The organism is Echinicola rosea (assembly GCF_005281475.1).
GTDB classification, from domain to species: domain Bacteria; phylum Bacteroidota; class Bacteroidia; order Cytophagales; family Cyclobacteriaceae; genus Echinicola; species Echinicola rosea.
In genome coordinates this window covers 1,340,460-1,361,072 of the sequence record NZ_CP040106.1, presented here as the reverse complement: position 1 = coordinate 1,361,072, position 20,613 = coordinate 1,340,460, and the positions used below count along the sequence as shown (strand labels likewise).

The following is a 20,613-nucleotide window of genomic DNA, read 5'->3' as shown; positions in this document are numbered from 1 at the left end:
AATCATATTTACAATTTCGAAGCATGAACATTCTTGGTACAGGATAGCTGTTATCAGTCCCTGGCTAATGCATACTCCTCCACTTAGAGGCCACGTCCAACTGATTGACAGCAGGCCTGTACCATCCATTTTCAAAATTTCCATCGCAGGATTCAAGTAACAATGCCTTCATCTCTTTACGTTTTTGCGGATACTTGGCCGAAAGATCTTCTGCTTCTCTATAGTCATCAGGAAGGTAATACAGCTCGAAGACATCTTTTTGGATAAAATACCGCAATTTCCAGCCATCTTTGGCAATCAAAGTAGGCCCTTCAAATGAGGAATGAACAATAAAATCGTGCTCTTGGGTTTGTCCTTTATCAATCATTTCAGGTAAGAAGCTGACCCCGTCAGTAGCCAAATCCCCCTGAAAGCCTACGATCTCCGCTACAGTTGGCAGCCAGTCGTAATTGGTCACCAAAAGGTCAGAAGTGCTGCCCGCTGTAATTTTGCCGGGCCATCTCACCACAAGGGGTACTTCGAGGCCACCTTGTAGATTACTCCGCTTCATGCCCGCACGGCCATTATTTCCATTAAAGATATCTCCTGCAAGATCACTGTAATATTTGTCTTCCAAATTGTCAAATCGCTCACCCGTTTGCATATTGGTGTAAGGTTTCAGGACCCTGCCCTCTTGGGTATAATAAATTTCATGGCCATTATCCGCAGTGAAGATGACCAACGTGTTTTCGGCGATCTGCAGCCGGTCCAGTTCCTCCAAAATTTGGCCAATATTATCGTCCAGCATTTTCACCATAGAAGCATATTCTTTTTCTATTTGGGTGAGTGCTGTGGATGCGGCTACTTCAGGATGAACGGACGGAACGGCCACTGGTCCATGGGGTAGCTGGGTAGGAAAATAGAGAAAGAAAGGCTGATTTTTATGGTCCCGGATAAACGTGAGCACCATATCCATAAACAAATCCTGTGAATAAACGGCTTTGCCCGTCATATCCCATCGGTCTTCAAAGGCTTTTTGCGTCTCACGCTCGATGGTCTTCCCGCAATCTTCACGCGTATTTCCCGGAATGTTCACTAGCTGGCCATTCTCGAAAAGATATGGTGGATAAAAACCGTGCGCCCGATTATGGTCGAGATAACCAAAATACTGGTTCCATCCATGACGCTTCATTTGATAGTCAGATGCTGAAAATCCCCACTCCAATTTACCAAATTGCCCTGTGACGTATCCTGCTTCCTGTGCCACTTGTCCCAAAAACACCTGAGCATCCGGAATAGGATCTAGCACGGTATTGATCATCTCTTCTACTTGCTGGAGGGTATGGGCACTATCCCCGATATGCTTGTACATTTGTCCATTGGTAATCGGAAATCCAGGTGCATGGCAATCGTGCAGGCCCGTGATCAAGGACGCCCGGGCTGGGGCACACAACATGCTCCCTGTCGCATGGGTAAACCGCATTCCTTCTGCAGCCAAGCGATCGATGTTTGGCGTGGTGAGGTGCTTTTGACCTTCATGGCTGAGCATCCCCTTGCCCAGATCGTCAGCGTAAATTAAAATTATATTGGGACCTTCTACGCTGGTGGCAGCATTTTCACAGCTATGTAAGAGTAAACTGAAGAAGGATAAAATCAGAACAAGGGCATATTTTTGTGCATCCATCCCAAAATTTAGGGCATCTGTATAAAATAAAAAATACTTATGTGGATAAATGGCATAAAAACTTACTTCATCGCTTGCTCATGGGGAAGAAGCCGAAGAACCACCGTAAAAGGTGATTCAAAAAGATCTTTTCCTTCATAAACCTTTTGATAATGCAGCCCCATTTCGTCCAATTCCTCCAGGTGTTGCTTTCTGGTAATCAGATAGCCCCTTACCTGATGGGGAACCGCCACTTTCTGGATATCTTTCAAGGGTTGTTGCAGGTAAAATGAAAATGCTGGATTGTAGATTTTAAAGTAATATAAATCCGCTGAAGCAAGCTGTGAAGTCTTGGCTTGTAAAACAGGGTTTTGCTGATCAATGAGCGGAAATGCAAACCAAAAGAAAACCAGTGCCACCAACATGAATCCCCCCCCAAACCAAACAAGAAACTGCTCAGTTTGTCTTTTAAAAAATGTCCTTACCATTGGAAAAAGGGCTAAAACAGGCACCATAAACCACCAAAGGAGACTTTTGGGCACCTGCAATGTCGGGTCTGCTGACAACCCATAGTACACCCCAAATGGCAATAATACCAGCACCACCCCGTACCCGATTCCGGGAAGCAGCAGGCTTTTCCTTTTCCTGCCTTTGGTCAGCGCAGCCAAATAATTCCCAATGATGATGGCCAAAAATGGATAAGCTGGCACAGTATAGTTAGGAAGCTTTGTGCCTGATAGCATGAAAAAGAAGATGATCACCGCTGCGCAGATCAAAGCGAAAGTTGTGACGCGATTGGTTCGATATTTCAGGGTGTGAAACACCCCCTGAAACAAGAAAAAAGTAAAGGGGAGCATGCCCGCGAGTATAAAAATCCAAGTCATCCAAAACCCTCCGCCATGTCCTTCCATAGGAGCCGAAAACCGGTTGAGGTTATGCTTAAAGATAAACTCTTCTATCCACACCCCGTCTGTTTTGGTGGCTACCAGAACATACCAAGGCAGGGCGATCAGAAAAAATACAGCCAAGCCCATGGGATGGAAAATCCGGCGCAGTCTCTTGCCGTTCAGCAGCTGCATCGCCAGCCCATACACCAACAGCGCAATGACAGGCAACACCACACCTACCGGACCTTTGGATAATACCGCCAGCCCTAATGATCCATAAGTGACCAGCATCAGCATGGTAGATCGAAAACCAGAAAGCGACCATTCATAAAATGCCATCAGCCCCATACTCATAAAAAATATCAAGAATGGATCCGGCACGGCCATGTGAAACTGGATGTACCAATGAAGACTGGAGGCAAGCACCAACAGCGTCAGGATTCCAGCCCGGTATCCAAGGTTCTTTCTGGCAAACCGATAGGTAAAATACACGGTCAAAAAGCCAAACAAAGCAGGAAAGAACCTTGCAGCAAATTCATTGATTCCAAAAAGCTGGTAGGAAAGCATAAAAAAATAATAGTGCAAAGGGGGTTTGTCAAAGCGGTATTCACCGTTAAAGGTCGGCACGATCCATTCTCCCCGCTGGAGCATTTCGATTGCGGCAGTTGCATTTTTGGCCTCATCCAAGGCATAGACACTTAGCCCATTGATATTAGAAAAATGCAGAAAAAACGCAATGAGTAGCAACACTCCTCCTACGACTCCCTTTTTATCCAGGATATTTTCCATAGGTCAAAATTACGTGCTTTCGTTCTCCCTGATGTCAAGAAAGCATTATCAAAAAGTTAGGTTTTGATAATCGGACTTGGTGCCCGTTCAAAAAAGCTGTAATTTTGACCAAATTTTATACGGTATGTCCAAGTTACAGCTTTCTCTCGTTGTCACGGTTTATAATGAGGAAGAAAATATTAAACCACTCCTAGCTGCTGTTTTTGAAGCCTTAGAAGGGATTTCCTACGAACTCATTTTGGTCGATGATGGCTCTACCGACAAGACGGTGGCCATGGCCAAACAACACGCCAACGGAAATACCAAAGTGCTTATTTTTAACAAAAACTATGGACAGACCACTGCCTTGGCAGCTGGTATTGACAAGGCCACCGGAGAGTACATCGTCACGATGGACGGGGACTTGCAAAATGACCCTTCCGACATTCCGATGATGCTCCAGAAAGCCATCGATGAGGATTGGGATGTCGTGGCCGGTGTGCGCGCCAATCGACAGGATGGTTTTGTCTTGAGAAAATTACCCAGCAAGTTTGCCAATTGGATGATTCGAAATACCACTAAAGTCTATCTAAAGGATTATGGCTGTAGTTTGCGGGTATATAAGGCAAATATCGCCCAGAACATGGGGCTTTATGGGGAATTGCACCGATTTATCCCAGTACTTGCCAAGCAGGAAGGTGCCCGGATGACAGAAGTGAATGTCAAGCATCACCCACGGATCCATGGTACTTCCAAGTATGGCTTGAACAGGACCTTTAAGGTTTTGGCTGACCTTATCCTGATGCTTTTTTTCCAAAAGTACCTCCAGCGGCCCATCCATATTTTCGGTGGACTGGGGCTTTTGGCGTTGATTTCAGGTGCCCTGATCAATTTTTACCTTTTAGTACTCAAAATCCTTGGTGAAGACATATGGGGCAGGCCTATTCTGCTGGTTGGACTGATCTTGATTTTGGGGGGACTGCAGCTGATCACGACAGGTATCGTGGCGGAGATCATCGTCAGGACGTACTTTGAGTCACAAGATAAGAAGACCTATACCATCAAAGAAGTTTTCGAAGGTGAGTAAGAAAACGCTAAAGCTGCTCCTGAAGCTGCTGCTCACAGGAGTGGCCATTTACTTGGTGTTTCGAAAAATTGACCTGGAAGCGACCTGGCAGGTAATCAAGAAGGCCAATTTCGGATACCTCGTCATCGCAGCACTGTGTTTTGTGCTCTCCAAAGCCCTCTCTTCCCTCCGGCTCAATTGCCTTTTCCGTATCCTGGCAGCACGCCTCAGTGAGCGCCAAAACCTTAAGCTGTACTGGATTGGGATGTTCTATAATCTCTTCCTTCCCGGAGGAATAGGCGGCGACGGTTACAAGGTCTATTGGCTTCGTAAACGCTTTGACACCAAGGTGAAAAAACTCCTCGCAGCTGTATTGCTTGACCGTGTGAGCGGGCTTGTCGCCTTGGTATGGCTACTGCTGGTCATTTGGTTTTCTGTAGAGGTCGAGTGGAAAGCTCCATGGGGGATTAACTTGGATATCGTAGCGGCAATTGGTCTGGCCATCGTACCTTTGGTTTTTGTCGGCGTGGTGAGGTGGTGGTTTCCTACCTTTCGGCGTGCTACGGCTATTACCAGTGGCTATTCACTTTTGGTACAGTCTGCCCAGCTTATTTGTGCCTATTTTATCCTTCTTGCCCTGGGAATACATGAACAACTCCTCGCCTACCAATTCGTTTTTCTATTGTCTTCGATCGTGGCGGTATTGCCACTTACCATCGGCGGTGTGGGCGCGCGTGAATTGGTGTTTATCTTTAGCCATGAATACATGGGCATCGATAAGAATATTGCTGTAGCCTTTAGCCTACTTTTCTTTTTGATCACTGCGGTGGTTTCCCTGGCTGGTGCTACGGTGAAGATGGGGGAAGCCGAAGTACCTGCCGGCAATAAGTAATGAAAAAGCGTTGGATTAATTATTACAATATTTCAATCTTCTAATTTTCCAATCAATTCAAATCCCCTTTCTTGGCCATATCACACTTACCACAGCCACAGTCCAGCCCACTTGATTTCTTGGGCTTGAAATATTGGTACACTTTCCAGCCAATAATCCCCACAAACAACGTCCATACAATTAGTTCTTGCCACATAAATTCTAAGTTCTTGCGTTTTTGTATTAATTACGAAAACAGCTGATAGGCGATGAAGGCTGATACATAAGCCAAGACCGTCATATAGATGGTTTGAATCAGGGGCCACTTCCATCCTTTGGTCTCACGGTAAACTACCGCTAAAGTGCTCATGCACTGCATCGCAAAAGCATAGAAGACCATCAGTGAAATCGCAGTGGCCAGGTTAAATACCGCTTCACCAGTATTAGGATTCACCTCGCTTTTCAGTTTTTCCTGAATGGTCAGCTCATCCTCCACTTCACTGCCCACGCTGTAGAGCGTGGCCATTGTGGAGACAAAAACCTCACGGGCTGCAAAAGAAGTAATCAGCGCAATGCCGATTTTCCAATCATAACCCAAAGGCCTAATGGCCGGCTCTATAAACTGTCCGGCTATTCCTATATACGAAGATTCCAGTTCTGCTGATTCAAGGTTATGCTGATAATCTAGCATCACTTCTTCAGAAGCACCGTCAGCCGGAACTTCTACCGCAGCAATAGCTTCTTCCCTCGCACCGGAGGGCCCGTAGCTCGCCAGCACCCAAAGCACGATCGAAATGGCCAAGATCACTTTTCCAGCTTCAAACACAAAGGTTTTTGACTTGGAATACATCGTGATCAGGACGTCTTTCCATCGCGGCACTCTAAACAATGGCATCTCTACCATCAGGTAACTTCTTTCTTTAAAATTCAGGACAAGCTTCAATACCCAGGCGGTCACCAATACAGCTATTACGCCCAAGAGGTACATGCCCAGCATGACCAGCGCCTGCAGGTTAAACGGACCAATATTCGTAGCCGGAACAGCAATGCCAATAAGGATCACATAAACGGGAAGCCTGGCCGAGCAGCTCATCAAAGGCGTAACCATAATAGTGATCAAACGATCCTTCCAATTACCAATATTACGAGTGGCCATTATCCCCGGAATGGCACAGGCAATTCCTGAAATCAACGGCACTACACTCTTGCCATTCAATCCAAAAGGACGCATGACCCTGTCCATCAAGAAGACCACGCGTGACATGTATCCGGTATCTTCCAAAATCCCTAAAAAAGCAAACAACAGTGCAATCTGCGGAATGAAAATCACCACACCACCGATCCCCGGAATAATCCCCTCTGTAATCAGGTCAGTAAGGACTCCTTCCGGTAATAGTCCTGCCACGGATGCACTCAAGCTGGCAAAAAAACCATCAATCAGGTCCATAGGCATTGCTGACCAAGCAAAAACTGCTTGGAAAATCATTAATAAAATGCCCAAGAATATGGCATAGCCGCCTACCTTATGTAAAAAAATCCGATCCAGCTTGTCGGTTAACCGCTTTTTCTTCATATCCGTCTTCTCGACCACTGTTTCCAACACCTGCTGAATGGCAGCGTAGCGGTCTTGGGTCTCTTGGAGCTGCTTGGACTTGATGTCAAAATCTGCCCCCTTTATTTCTTGTCTTAGCCATTCACTTTCTTCGTGGCTTAGAATAGGTTCTTTGTCATGAAAACGGATCAGCTGATAGGCTTGGTAAGAATTGGTCAGTGAAAAACGCTCTTGGATAGCAGTGGACAGTTGCTCAGGCAAAAGTCGGTCGCTTTCCAAAAACGATGCTGGCTGTTCAAACATCTGGTCGCCGATCAGGTCAGTAATGCCGCTGATGCCTTTGTTGCTGCGGGCATTGGTTTGGATGACCGGTACGCCGAGTGCCTTGTATAGTTGGTGGGTCTTGACTTTGATCCCTTGCTCTTCTGCTGTATCGGACATGTTGAGCACTACCGCCATGGGTAGCCCCAAGTCCATGATCTGCGTGACCAAAAACAGGCCTCGCTCCATGCTGGACATGTCCACTACTGCCAACACAAAATCGGGCTTGGAGGTCTTGTCCAGTCCATTGAGCACGCGGTGGACGATCACTTCGTCTTCGGAGTTGGGGTAAATGCTGTACGTACCAGGTAGATCAATGATGGTAGCACTTTGGTTGCCTATTTTCAGGGAGGCATAGCGCTTATCCACCGTCACACCAGGATAATTCCCTACCTTTTGGCGTAATCCGGTCAGACGGTTAAATATCGTTGTTTTTCCCACATTCGGATTTCCAATGAGGGCAACAGTAAAGGTCGATAACTTCTCAGGGGTGAGTACTTCTGGCATACAGCAATTAGTTTTCTAGGATCACTTCAATGAGTTGGGCTTCAGTTTTACGGAGCGCAATGACGGTATTCCCCAGCCTAAAGGCCATCGGGTCTTTCAGCGGTGCCCGCTGCAACAAGGATATCCGTTTACCGGGCAAAAACCCCATCTCCATTAGGTTTAGGGTCAATTCGCTGGGCAAAATTTTATCAATAATAGCCACTTCTCCTTGTTGTATGGTATCTGCCGTCCTCATATCTGGTGCGTTATAGCATTAGGTGTATCCTTCAACGAGATGAATTCCAAGAAAACGCATTCCTTAAACCTCCTGAAAGCTAAAGGCACGAAACCCTCACGTTCAGCATCGCTTACAAAAGCCGAATCCTTGGATATCAAATCGATATTTGTCATTAATTGAATTAGATTGAATCTAAATTGCTGCAAAATTAACGGAAAATGCCTAGAAATCGTTCTGATTTTTGCGAAATCTTAGCTTTGGATGATAAATGGCCGTTAAACCTTATAAGAAGGGCGTCCACTTATAGCTTCATTAGCCAGAGCCAATGCATTCTAGGCCATAACCATCAAATGGAAACTACAAGCTGAATCAGTGCATAGCCGAAAGGCTAACTTCCGCAAGTTCCTGAAAATTTATATTCTTATTGGTGTCTGTGCTATCCACAAATGGACTAGTTTTTTACAAATATCAGTGCCTTGACGATAGAGTGGTCCCTATTTTATTAACACATAAGGAGACTCTCCTTTTAACCAAACCACCTTTAGTCCAGATTATACATAGAGCTCCTTATATATTATCCACAGCATTAGTATTCAATGGTGACCCTCAAGGTCTAAAGCTCGTAAAATAGCGATGTGCGTTAATTTTCTCATGTAATTAAAACGGGATTTTTAAGCTTAAAACCTTCTAAAATAAACCGATGATATTCTCAATAAACTATTGAAAATCCACCTACAGTCAGGTGATTGCCCTACCTTGATCATGAATTTCAATGGATGGTTCCCTGAGCCTGATTTATTCACATTGTAAGCCCAAAAAGTAAAACCAACCCTTACCAAATGAAAAGAATAGTACTTTCTTTATTATCGATTGGGATGTTGGCCGCCTGTTCTCCTGAGACCAAAAAGGAGGATAACAGACCTTCTGCCCCAGCAGTCTCCGAGCGTAGGTTTAAGACGTACTGCAACCCCATAGATATCGACTACACCTATATGTCCCATTACCGGGCAAGGAACAATGTATCCTATCGCTCCGGTGCCGATCCGGCCATTGTGAATTTTAAGGGCAAATACTACCTCTTTGTCACCCGTTCGCATGGCTATTGGGTATCGGACGACATGAGCAACTGGGAATTTATCCGCCCCCAAAGCTGGTACTTCAATGGTTCAAATGCTCCCGCAGCGGCGGTGAAAGACGGAAAGATCATCCTGTTGGGAGATCCATCCGGACGCGGAGCGGTGATCGAAACGGATAATCCTGATTTAGGTGATTGGAAAACGAATTTTGCAGTGATCAATGTACCTGGTGGTGTGCAGGATCCCAATCTCTTTGTAGATGATGACGGCAAAGTCTATCTCTACGAAGAATCCTCCAATAAATGGCCCATTCATGGCATAGAACTGGATGCTGAGAATTATTTCATCCCAATGGGCGAGCAGGTGGACCTCTTTAATCTTGAACCAGACAAACACGGCTGGGAGCGATTCGGCCAAGATCATAAAAGTGACCTAAAGCCCTTTATCGAAGGGCCTTGGATGGTGAAGCACAATAACACCTACTACCTGGAGTACGGTGCTCCCGGTACACAATGGAATGTCTATGCAGATGGGGTTTATACCAGTGATAGTCCCCTTGGACCTTTCACGTATGCACCCTACAATCCTATTTCCTATAAACCTGGCGGATTTCTTAAAGGCTCCGGCCATGGCAGCACGGTGGAAGATAATAACGGTAACCATTGGCATTTTGCAACGATGGCCATTTCGGTGAACTTTAAATTTGAACGCAGGATCGGGATGTATCCAGCAGGATTTGAGGAAGATGGACAGATGTTTGTGAACACGGCATACGGGGATTATCCACATTATCTCCCGGACACCGATGTGGAGGAGCACAAGCACCGCTTTACAGGCTGGATGCTGCTATCTTTTAACAAACCCGTAAAAACCAATTCCGCTGAAGTCAATATGGATATCAATGTGGTGGACGAAAGTGAAGGAGGCTATATGCAAGAACAGATCAGGGAATTTGACATTAGCCAGATCAATGACGAAGAAATACGGTCCTACTGGGTATCTGAGGCCAATAACGATTCCATCTATGTGGAGGTGGATTTGGAAAAACCAATGGATGTAAAAGCAGTGCAGATCAACTTCCAGGATTTTAACAGTGAGATTTTCGGACGTCCTGACACCCTTCGGCAACAGTTTGTGATCAAAACCTCCCTGGACGGTGCCAATTGGGAAATCGTCGCGGACTACTCCAATAACCAACGCGACATGCCTCATGGCTATATCGAATTGGACAAAGCGGTGGAAGCACGATATGTTCGCTATGAGCACGTTTATTGCACCAATAAGTTTTTGGCCATTTCTGAGCTGAGGGTATTTGGCAACGGACAAGAAGCCCTTCCTGAAACTCCTTCAAATTTTGCCGTGAAGCGGCAAAGCGACCGACGGAATACCCTCCTCAGCTGGGATCCGGTGGACGGAGCCACGGGCTATGTGATCTATTGGGGAATCAGTAAGGAAAAACTCAACCTCTCCGCACTGATGTACGACCAAAGTGAATACGAACTGCGCGCGCTCAATACCGATCAAAGCTACTATTACCAAGTAGAGGCATTTGATGAAAATGGTATTTCGAAGAAAAGCGAAATATTATATACTGAATGATACAAAAGCTAATAACCTCAGTTAGATTATAAAACCGTCACTGCGAGGCTTAGAGGTAGGCCTGAGCGGGTGGAAGCTGTGGCAGTCTCAGTATTTCGGGATTGCCACACCCTTTTCCAACCCACATCTTCCTAAAAAGGATTCGTATGACGCTTTTTATACTAAAATTAAGTCGAGCTCAGGTTAATAAAAACCGGAATATGCATTACCAATCTGTAATGGTTCCCTATGCATAAACTGAGTTAAAGAGAACCCTTTTTGGGTTGTTATGGTTAATTGTAAGTGTGTTTGTAACAGCCTGTCCTTTTGGGCGGGCTGTTCAACCTTAGGAAACATTCCATGAAAATACCCAAAAAATCGCCAAGGCTACTGCTTTAAATAGCTATAAAAGATTGGCACACATCATGCACTATATTATTCAAAATCAAATCAACCGCAACAGCCAGGGCTGCTACACGTTTAGCTCCCTGGCTTTTTTTAACGGATCAAGCGGAAAAGTTGGGGGCTGCCAGTTTACTTATATGGAAAAACCACCGATACATAAAAATGCCGCAACGTCCTAAAGGCACCAAATGCATGTTGGGCCTGCATTGAAAGATTACACTCGAAAGCTAGCCCCAGAGGAGCGACATGTTCATAGCCATGGGTGAAGCCAGTGGTAAATTGCCCATCCAACGTTTTCGGTTTTAGCCGCATTTCCCTGCTAAAACCCAATCAAACGGTTGCAGGAGGCCAGGGAAATCGCTTTTAAACCCGCTTTCAATGCCGTTTAGTTAAGGCCATTTCCCTGTTTTCACCTGCTAGGAGTTTCTTTTCTATTTGACTTTAACTGTATGGCTTTGGCCATTTTGGTGGATTTTATCCTTTTCCTTTTTTCCCCCGAACGCCTTCGGGGCAGGCCATTGATGAAAAAAGAAAGAAAAAAATCTAGGCCGGTGGTCTGCCCTTTAAAATGGAACATAGATTTCCCCTGCGACGTGGATCCGTCACCCATTTTAATTTCCACCCGATGGCTGCGGCCTAAAAGCGGTACATTTTTGGGACTTATTAGCTGAATTCGCCTTGCAGGTATTGGACGTTAAGAAATTAAAAAGCGGGCGGGCAAAAAGGCAGGCTTGTTTGACGAAAGGCTGACCAAAAAGAATGTTGGCCGCTAGAAAAGGAGGAGTTTGCCTGCATGGGGGTAGGCTTTAATTTTAGCCCAATAGCTGCACACCTGTGCGCCGTGGCGTAGCGGCGGGGTTTTTGGGTTACTTTTTTGATCTGAAGCAAAAAAGTAACAAAGGTAAAGGGATGAAAACCACCTAGGAATTTAGCTAGAAAAATAACTGCCCAAGGAAAAAAAATAGAACCTGTATTTTCCAGATACACACTAACTAAATGGCATTGCCCGCTTTATGCATTAGGAATCGTTATGAGAGCTGAAACTACAAGAAAATCAGGCTGTTTGGAGGTTGAGGCATAGTCTTGCTATGGTGAACCTTCTGGTGACCCATAGCCGCCAGGTTAGGGAGCATGGATCCGTGATTTCTATTTACCCCATTTGGGCACCAATTTGGGCTGATAGGCAGCCATTTTGTCCAACATCTCGGCAGGATTATCACTGATGATCAACAGGTCCATTTGGGCTTGTTTGAGGAACCCCTCTTGTGCGGAAAAATTCAGAAACTCGATCAATTTATCGTAATACCCCTCCACGTTATAGAGCGCCAAAGGCTTTTGGATATAGGCAAGTTGATTGAGGGTCATGATCTCAAAAAGCTCCTCAAGTGTTCCTATCCCCCCAGGCATGGCGATAAAGCCATCACCGGTCTCAGCCATCAGCCACTTGCGGTCCCGCATGGTCTCCACCACCGTCAGCTCTGTACAGCCATGATGGGCGACTTCCACATCTACTAATTTCTGGGGAATGAAGCCATAGACATTTCTTCCCACACTCAGCATGTGATCCGCGATAATCCCCATCAAACCTACTTTCCCTGCTCCATACACCAAATCCATCTTCCTCAATATCATTTCTTCTGCCAAGGCAATCGCACCTTTTTTATAGGCAGGATTATTACCGGTATTGGAGCCGCAGTAGATGGTTATTTTTTTCATGTTAATCGCAGTAGTAATGGGGGTAAAACAATTTTACTAATAACTGGAATTTTGTGCCCTTTCCCAAGCCCAACCCATTAAATAAAAGAGAATCAAATGGGCTGAAATGGAGATCTTCTGCATAAATACTTTCAGGAAGGAAAGGGTGTTTTTTGCGAATAGGTAGGGGAAAGTGAGTTTTTCAGCTTTCTCCATACATAAACCCTACTTTTCTATTAACTTTGTGCCTGCTTTTGAAACAATTAGCCAGGTACTGCTTTTCCTTCCGAAAGGGCATACCCGGCTGGCAAGCATTTGATCAAGAAGAAATAAGGAAGATATCGTGAAAAAATATCAGGAGTTCAAACAAGTAGATTATCCCGGAATAGGAGAAAGTGTCCTGCAGTACTGGCAAGAGAACAAGGTATTTGAAAAGTCCGTGCAAAACCGCGAGGGAGCCGAGACATTTACCTTTTTTGAAGGCCCCCCGTCAGCAAACGGTACCCCGGGCATTCACCACGTGATGGCCAGAACACTGAAGGATATTTTTTGTCGGTACAAGACCCTGAAGGGATACCAAGTGAAGCGTAAGGGCGGCTGGGATACCCATGGTCTGCCGGTGGAGCTGCAAGTAGAGAAAGAGCTTGGCATCACCAAAGAGGATATTGGAAAGAAAATTTCTGTAGAAGAATACAATAAAAAATGCCGTGAAACGGTCATGCGGTTTAAGGACGAATGGGATGACCTGACCGAAAAGATCGGCTATTGGGTTGATCTTGATGATCCCTATATCACCTTTGACCCAAAATATATCGAGACGCTTTGGAGCCTGCTGAAGCGGTTATACGATAAAGACCTCCTTTATAAAGGTTACACCATCCAGCCCTATTCCCCAGCGGCAGGTACAGGTCTGAGTTCTCACGAGCTCAACCAACCGGGCTGCTACCGTGATGTGAAGGACACCTCCATCACAGCGCAGTTTAAGGTAAAAGGCCGCGAAAATGAATACATCATCGCTTGGACCACCACCCCATGGACACTTCCTTCAAATTCTGCATTGGCAGTCGGCGAGAAGCTGGACTATGTCAAAGTCAATACCTTTAACCCTTACACCTTCCAGCCACAAACGGTAATTTTGGCAAAAGCCAGGATGAGCGCTTTCTTCAACAAAAAAGCTGCTGAGCTGAAATTAGAGGAGTACAAGCCCGGGGACAAATTGATCCCGTACGAAGTGGTGGAAGAATTCAAGGGGAGCGACATGCTGGGCATGGAGTACGAACCGCTTTTCCCCATTGAGGGCATCAAGCTTCCACATCCCGCTTATACTGTTATTCCAGCGGACTATGTGACCACCGAAGACGGTACGGGAATCGTGCACCTCGCCAAAGCTTTCGGTGCGGATGACTTTAGGACCTTGGTACAAGCAGGTGTTCCCGGTGTATTTGTCAAGGACGAACAGGACAATGAAATCCCTGTAGTGGACAAAAAAGGTAAGTTCTTGCCCGTTGTAGGCGAATACCTTTTGGCCAAGATGAAGGAGCACGAAATCACTGCCCACAAGGAATATACGGTGGATGATTTCTATGTGAAGAATTACCTGAAGGAGGATGAAAATGCCGCGGAATACAAAAACACCGATGTGATCATTTCCATTATCCTCAAAAATGAAAATAGAGCGTTCAAAGTAGAAAAATACGAGCACAGTTATCCCCACTGCTGGAGGACAGACATGCCCGTGCTATATTATCCACTCGAAAGCTGGTTTGTAAAAACCACCGCTTGCAAGGATCGCTTGGTGGAGCTAAACAAGACCATCAACTGGAAACCGGAAGCCACTGGAACCGGCCGCTTTGGCAACTGGCTGGAAAATCTGGTGGACTGGAACCTGAGCCGTTCCCGATTCTGGGGCACGCCGTTGCCGGTTTGGAGAAACGAAGATGCTACCGAAACCAAATGTATCGGCTCCATCGCTGAACTGAACGAAGAGATCGAAAAATCCATTGCCAAGGGCATTATGAAAGCGTCTCCATTTAAAGGAGAAGAGATCGACCTCCACCGACCATACGTGGATGACGTGATCTTGGTGGACAGCCAAGGCAATAAAATGTTCCGTGAACCGGACCTGATCGATGTTTGGTTTGACTCAGGGGCGATGCCCTATGCCCAGTGGCATTACCCTTTCGAAAATGAAGACATCTTCAAAGCCAATTATCCGGCAGACTATATTGCAGAAGGCGTGGACCAGACCAGAGGGTGGTTCTTTACCCTTCATGCCATTGCGGTGATGCTTTTTGACAGTGTGGCCTTCAAAAATGTGATTGCCAATGGCTTGGTGCTGGACAAAAATGGCAATAAAATGTCCAAACGCCTTGGCAATGCCGTCGATCCGTTCAAAACCCTCAAAGAATATGGCCCGGATGCTCTCCGCTGGTACATGCTCGCCAATGCCAATCCATGGGACAACTTGAAGTTTAACTTGGAAGGGGTGGCTGAAGTGCAGCGCAGGTTCTTCGGGACATTGCAAAATACCTATAACTTCTTTGCGTTATATGCTAATCTGGATGCATTTACCTATGATCCTACCAAAACCGAGGCCGTAAGTGAAAGGCCGGAACTGGATAGATGGATCGTTTCGAAGCTCCAGTCACTGATCAAGGAAGTGGAAAGCTCCATGGACAATTATGACGCCACCAGAGCAACCCGTGCCATTATGAACTTTACAGTGGACCAATTGTCCAACTGGTATGTGAGGCTGGCCAGGAAACGCTTCTGGAGAGGCGAAATGAACCAAGATAAAAAGGCTGCTTATGAGACATTGTACGAATGTCTGATGGCACTGAGCCAATTGATGTCTTCCTTTGCGCCATTTTATGCGGACTGGATGTTTACCAACCTTACTGAAGGTGCAAAAGAAGCAGGACAGGATTTACCGGAATCGATACACCTGACCGACTGGAAGACAGCGGACGATGCGCTGATCAATGAAGACCTGGAAGCCAGCATGCAATTGGCGCAGGACATTTCATCTTTGGTGCACAGCCTGAGGAAAAAGGACAAACTGAAGGTGCGTCAACCTCTACAAAAGATCCTAATTCCTATCCTGAACGAAAAGACCAGGCAGCAAATCCAGCACGTGGAAGAACTGATCAAATCTGAAGTTAATATCAAAGGTGTCGAGTACATCGATGATGCTTCAGGGATATTGGTGAAAAATGCCAAACCTAACTTCCCGCTGCTCGGCAAGCGCTTTGGTCCCAAAATGAAGCTGGTGGCCGCTGCGATCGGGAAATGGGGCCAGGAGGAGATCAACACACTGGAACGGAATGGCTCCATCGAGATCGACATAGATGGCGAAAAAGCCAGCTTGGCCCTGGATGAGGTGCTCATTACCTCTCAGGATATTCCCGGCTGGTCTGTAGCCAGCGCCAATGGCATCACCGTTGCGCTGGACGTCACGCTGACCGAGAAACTCAAACAAGAAGGAATCGCCAGGGATTTGGTCAATAGAATCCAAAACCTGAGAAAGGACATGGGACTGGAAGTGCAGGACAAAATCACCATCAAAGTGGCCCAGCTAAGCGAGCAAGTGGACAGTGCACTGGAAAACTTCTCGGCCTACATCCAGGCCGAAACACAAGCCCTATCACTTTCCGTAAATGGAGATGTGGAAGAAGGAACGGTGCTGGACATGGATGACTTCGAACTGAAAGTAAAGGTAGATAAAGTATAAACTAAACAAGTGCGGTCATTGTATTATGATTCGCTGAACTTATAGCAAATGAAATATTTAAAATACTTTGGCATTACCTTACTGGTCATCTTGATCGACCAAATCGTAAAATTGGCCGTGGATACAAATATGGCTATGGGAACTGCCGGCCAGATCAAGATTTTCGGTGACTGGTTTAAGCTCCATTATACTACCAATCCGGGAATGGCCTTCGGCATGCAGCTCGGTTCGGAATATGGGAAGCTGATCTTGACCACTTTCAGGCTTGTCGCCATGGTGGGCATCGGTTATTACCTCTATTACCTGATCAAGAAAAAGGTCCACCCAGGCTATATCGTGTGTATCGCCATGATTTTGGGCGGAGCCATCGGTAATTTGGTGGACAGCGTCTTCTACGGCGTATTGATGGGAAATGCCCCTTTTGATGCCAGCACGCCTTGGTTTCACGGTCAGGTAGTAGATATGTTTTATATCGATATTTGGGAGGGTTTTATCCCCGACTGGGTACCCTTGTGGGGAGGAAGTTATACGGCGTTATGGCCCATATTTAATGTTGCCGACGCTTCGATCTTTATGGGGGTAGTATTTATCCTATTATTCCAAAAGAAATTCTTTACAGAAGATACCAAACCTCACCAGGAAGAGGAAGAAGACGAAATACAACGTCAATTTATAGAAGAAAAATAAGGTTCTATATGATTTACTGTGGGTAACTTTTATTTTGTTTGCCAAGTAATAGCGTGACGATCACTTTGTTACCTTGTTACTTTTTTACGTTAGGTCAAAAAAGTAACCCAAACCTATCCGCCCGTGGTGGAAAACCCGCTGCGGTGAGCGATTTCGGCTAAAATCAAAGCCAGCACTCGCGCAGGTGAACTCCTACATGTGAGCAGCAGACCAGCTTTGTGTGCCGACTCACGTCAATCAATCCTGCGCCTTTTCCAGCCCACTTCTTTGATTTCTTAACGTCAAATACCTCAGGCAGAACAAAAGATTATGAATCAACGATGCAATAGCTGGCATTTTATCTTTACCCACTATAATCCAAAAGACCCGGAAAAAAACCGGGTTGTTTTTTAGTCAAACTTGATTTACTGTGGGTAATTCTGGACAAAACAAAAATTGGAAACTGCTCCTTGATGCTGGTAGCAGTAGATAATAAAGATCTCCCCATGTCTTTATAAATATTAAGCCTCGCAGTGACGGTTTTATAATCAAAGTGAAATTTATAAGTAATTGATTCTTATTTGGTTTATAAAATAAACTTATTTATATTAGTGATATATTTGAAACTTTAACCAAACAATCATGGAAAGCACAAAACAATGGAATGAAAAGGAAAGCCTTCACCTCATCCGATCAATGGTAGAATCCACCAAATATCAAATCTACCAAGACCGATTTCTCTATTTTCTATGGGGCTACCTGACGCTTGGATGTGCGGTGGCACATTATGTTTCTGGCTATGTCTTGTCCTATGCTCATCCATATCGCGTGTGGATGTTGATGGCACTTGGTGGTGTAGCACATTTCGTTTACTTAGGAAGACGAAAAAAGCACAGCAAGGTAAAAAGCTATATGGGCCGCGTGATGGCAGGAATCTGGGGAGGTATGGGAATTGCAATTATCTTGGTACTTTTCAAGGCCTTTACCATTGGATGGGAGATTGCGTATCCTATCTTTATGATTTTATACGGAACAGCTTCTTATGCCACGGCCATGGCCTTGAAGTACCGGATACTAATGATTGGCGGGATTGCCAGTTCTATCTGCGGCTTTATCGCTTTTAGCCAACCCTTCCAATACCAACTTATCCTGCTAATGGTGGCTGTTTTGACCAGTTATATCATCCCCGCCCATTTAATGAAAGCAAAAATTCCCAACAACTGATGTTCAAAGCACTAAACCCCATACTGCACAGCCAACTCCGATTGGCCATTGTTTCCTTACTGATGTCTGTGGAAAATGCGGAGTTTACGTTTATCAAGGAAAAGACAGGTGCTACCTCAGGTAATTTATCCATCCAGATCGGAAAGCTAAAAACTGCCGGGTATATCGAGGTGGAAAAATCCTTCCGTGATAATTTCCCCCTTACCACCTGCAAAATTACCAAAAAGGGAATCCAGGCCTTCGAAGAGTATGTCCAAGCTCTAGAAGCCTATCTGCAGGTGGGTAAAAAGTAATCCACATAAACCAAAATCCATTATATTCTACCAAAAGGTCGCTTTTTGTACTTTCTGCTCCACTTCACGATCAAAGGAGTAATGGTCACTGTAGGCAGTAACCAAATAAGCAATGGAGGAAGAAAATAGATATTCACCACCAAAAAAGCCGTCAAACTGGCAATATATGCCCCACACATCCGGGCAATATGTCCCCGCAACCAAAATGTCTGGCTCTTTATGACCCCTTGGTAAAACTTAATGTCACCATAAACCATTAATGTTCCGATTGCTCCAAACACCAGCATGACCACCCCAAAGAAATTCCCTTGGGAAAGGCTTCTGGCTCCTTGCACAAAAAAAACCAATGCAAAAAGTATCATCATTACCGTTAACCCCCAATCAATCCATTTTGCCTTGTTACGGTGTGGTAACCCTTTTAACTTCAAGTACCGATAACCCGATCCGACCATATACAAGGTAAACGCTCCAATAACAAACAAAAACGTATTGGGATGCATCACCGACAACACCAATCCTGATAAACTGGCCAATAGCATCCCCCCATAAAACCCTTTTCCAAACTTTCGATGTGGGCCATCACCTTTGGGGCGAATCATGGTGATCGTCCCAAAAAGTAAACCGACTCCTCCACCAACGATATGGAGACCTAAAATAAAATCAAATGCGAAATCATCCATCAGACACCTGTTAAAACCAAAAACATAACACGTTAACAGGCACCAATATATCAAAAACTAGCAATGGATTTTATCCCTAAAAAAAATTCAACCCGTTTTATGCATTAGGAATCGTAATAACCTCAGTTCGATTATAAAATCGTCACTGCGAGGCTTAGAGGGAGGCCTGAGCGGGTGGAAGCCGTGGCAGCTCGCCGCGGCGAGTTGCCACACCCTTTTCCAACCCACATCCTCCTTAAAAGGGTTCGCTATGACGCTTTTTATACTAAAATTAAGTCGAGCTCAGGTTAATAGATAGACTAATGCATAATGCGGGTTCAATGCCGTTTAGTTAAGGGGATTTCCTTCTTTTCAAATACCTAAAAGTCCTTTTTTTGATTGACTTTGGCTGGGGAAACCTGATCATCCTGGTGGACTTTATCCTTTTCCTTTTTTCCATTGATGAAAAAAGAAAGAAAAAAATCTAGGCCGGTGGTCTGCCCTTTAAAATGGAACATGGATTTCCCCTGCGACGTGGATCCGTCACCCATTTTAATTTCCACCCGATGGCTACGGCCTAAAAGCGAGTGGGTCTCGCTGTTCCACGACGCGAGCCAACTCCCTTTCTTAACGGCCTCCACCATCGGCTGGAAAACAGGCATACCAAGGGTCGTCATAAGGAAGCGATACCTTTTTTGGCTCAGGGGGGCTTATAGTTCCGGCTCAACTTGGTTACTTAAGAAAATATACCACTACATGGAATAATGATGATAATGTATTCATAAGAAACTTATTAATCGGATCCCCCTTGCAGGTATTGGGCGTTAAGAAATTAAAAAGCGGGTAGGCAAAAAGGCAGGCTTGTTTGACGAAATACTAGCCAAAAAGAATATTGGCTGCTAGAAAAGAAGGAGTTTGCCTGCTTTAGGGAAGGTTTTAATTTTAGGCCAATAGATGCACAGCGGGATTTTTGGGGAATAATTATTCGGTATCATTCCTGACTTATGGCAGTCACCTCCAAATAATAAGCAGCGCTTCCAGCTGGCAGACTTGGTGGAACATTGGTATATTTCCAGTAATATCCGCTAAAAATCACCTCCATAGGCTCCTCCCCACCTTCTGGTAGGGAAAAATCAGCCAGTATAGAGCATACCACACCAACCTCTATCACATCATATGTCCCGGGAAAATGATAGCTGATCGCATATTTATCCGAATCTTCCATGCGGGACAAAAGTCCCTTTCTATTTTCCACTTCTTGGACAAACTCAGTGGCTTCAGCACAGTTGGATTCGGGATAATCAGGGCTCGCCGGCTGACAGGCCCCTAAAAGAATCATGATAACACACACTACATTCATCCTACCCATAACAACATATTGTTTTCTTAATGTTATAACAGTAGATGGAGTAGCGAACAAATGTGCTATAAATTTAATTAATTTCCCTCCTAAAAG

The 20,613-nt window shown here is 45.2% G+C and carries 16 protein-coding genes; 7 read left to right on the top strand and 9 right to left on the bottom strand.

Translation table 11 applies throughout. From position 1 onward, the window contains the following. Window positions 1-64: 64 nt before the first annotated feature. Window positions 65-1,663, bottom strand: a complete 1,599-nt coding sequence (locus FDP09_RS05650; protein ID WP_137401722.1) for an arylsulfatase — start codon at window positions 1,661-1,663, stop codon at window positions 65-67. A gap of 62 nt (window positions 1,664-1,725) precedes the next feature. Continuing rightward, window positions 1,726-3,318: an ArnT family glycosyltransferase gene (locus FDP09_RS05645; RefSeq protein ID WP_137401721.1), complete on the bottom strand. Its 1,593-nt coding sequence runs from the start codon at window positions 3,316-3,318 to the stop codon at window positions 1,726-1,728. Window positions 3,319-3,442: 124 nt separating this feature from the next. Between FDP09_RS05645 and FDP09_RS05640 the strand changes: the two genes are divergently transcribed. Both FDP09_RS05640 and FDP09_RS05635 read left to right on the top strand, forming a co-directional pair. Next, window positions 3,443-4,384, top strand: a complete 942-nt coding sequence (locus FDP09_RS05640; RefSeq protein WP_137401720.1) for a glycosyltransferase family 2 protein — start codon at window positions 3,443-3,445, stop codon at window positions 4,382-4,384. Then, a complete protein-coding gene (locus tag FDP09_RS05635; protein WP_137401719.1) occupies window positions 4,377-5,255 on the top strand; it encodes a lysylphosphatidylglycerol synthase transmembrane domain-containing protein in 879 nt (292 codons plus the stop codon). The genes FDP09_RS05640 and FDP09_RS05635 overlap by 8 nt, the downstream gene beginning before the upstream one ends. Before the next feature lie 52 nt (window positions 5,256-5,307). Here the strand turns inward: FDP09_RS05635 and FDP09_RS23710 are convergent, their stop codons facing one another. The 3 genes from FDP09_RS23710 to FDP09_RS05625 are packed head-to-tail and all read right to left on the bottom strand — an operon-like array spanning window position 5,308 to window position 7,849. Next, window positions 5,308-5,451 (bottom strand): FeoB-associated Cys-rich membrane protein, encoded by a 144-nt coding sequence (locus FDP09_RS23710; protein ID WP_187328805.1) that lies wholly within the window; start codon window positions 5,449-5,451, stop codon window positions 5,308-5,310. Window positions 5,452-5,481: 30 nt separating this feature from the next. Further along, window positions 5,482-7,614, bottom strand: coding sequence for a ferrous iron transport protein B (gene feoB / locus FDP09_RS05630; RefSeq protein WP_137401718.1), 2,133 nt, complete (start codon window positions 7,612-7,614; stop codon window positions 5,482-5,484). Between the two features lie 7 nt (window positions 7,615-7,621). After that, on the bottom strand, window positions 7,622-7,849 hold the full coding sequence (locus FDP09_RS05625) for a FeoA family protein (RefSeq protein WP_137401717.1): 228 nt from the start codon (window positions 7,847-7,849) through the stop codon (window positions 7,622-7,624). A gap of 821 nt (window positions 7,850-8,670) precedes the next feature. Here FDP09_RS05625 and FDP09_RS05620 point away from each other — a divergent pair. Next, window positions 8,671-10,506, top strand: coding sequence for a family 43 glycosylhydrolase (locus FDP09_RS05620; protein WP_137401716.1), 1,836 nt, complete (start codon window positions 8,671-8,673; stop codon window positions 10,504-10,506). A gap of 1,530 nt (window positions 10,507-12,036) precedes the next feature. Here FDP09_RS05620 and FDP09_RS05615 read toward each other — a convergent pair. Next, window positions 12,037-12,606, bottom strand: coding sequence for an LOG family protein (locus FDP09_RS05615; protein WP_137401715.1), 570 nt, complete (start codon window positions 12,604-12,606; stop codon window positions 12,037-12,039). A 322-nt stretch (window positions 12,607-12,928) separates the two neighbouring features. On the opposite strand from FDP09_RS05615, the gene ileS reads away from it, so the two are divergent. From ileS to FDP09_RS05595, 4 genes are all read left to right on the top strand, one after another. Next, a complete protein-coding gene (gene ileS, locus FDP09_RS05610) occupies window positions 12,929-16,315 on the top strand; it encodes an isoleucine--tRNA ligase (protein ID WP_137401714.1) in 3,387 nt (1,128 codons plus the stop codon). 48 nt (window positions 16,316-16,363) lie between these two features. Continuing rightward, window positions 16,364-17,002, top strand: a complete 639-nt coding sequence (locus tag FDP09_RS05605; RefSeq protein WP_137401713.1) for a lipoprotein signal peptidase — start codon at window positions 16,364-16,366, stop codon at window positions 17,000-17,002. A 621-nt stretch (window positions 17,003-17,623) separates the two neighbouring features. After that, the gene (locus tag FDP09_RS05600; protein ID WP_137401712.1) at window positions 17,624-18,205 is read left to right on the top strand and encodes a hypothetical protein; all 582 of its coding nucleotides are present in this window, start codon (window positions 17,624-17,626) and stop codon (window positions 18,203-18,205) included. Continuing rightward, window positions 18,205-18,498: a winged helix-turn-helix domain-containing protein gene (locus FDP09_RS05595; RefSeq protein WP_137401711.1), complete on the top strand. Its 294-nt coding sequence runs from the start codon at window positions 18,205-18,207 to the stop codon at window positions 18,496-18,498. Before FDP09_RS05600 ends, FDP09_RS05595 begins: the two co-directional genes overlap by 1 nt. 20 nt (window positions 18,499-18,518) lie before the next feature. On the opposite strand, the gene FDP09_RS05590 is transcribed toward FDP09_RS05595, so the two are convergent. The 3 genes from FDP09_RS05590 to FDP09_RS05580 form a co-directional block, all read right to left on the bottom strand. Beyond that, a complete protein-coding gene (locus tag FDP09_RS05590; RefSeq protein WP_137401710.1) occupies window positions 18,519-19,178 on the bottom strand; it encodes a hypothetical protein in 660 nt (219 codons plus the stop codon). Window positions 19,179-19,537: 359 nt separating this feature from the next. After that, window positions 19,538-19,819: a hypothetical protein gene (locus FDP09_RS05585; RefSeq protein ID WP_137401709.1), complete on the bottom strand. Its 282-nt coding sequence runs from the start codon at window positions 19,817-19,819 to the stop codon at window positions 19,538-19,540. A 329-nt stretch (window positions 19,820-20,148) separates the two neighbouring features. Next, window positions 20,149-20,526 carry a hypothetical protein gene (locus FDP09_RS05580; protein WP_137401708.1) on the bottom strand — a complete coding sequence of 126 codons (378 nt, stop codon included), beginning with the start codon at window positions 20,524-20,526 and terminating at the stop codon, window positions 20,149-20,151. Window positions 20,527-20,613: the final 87 nt, after the last annotated feature.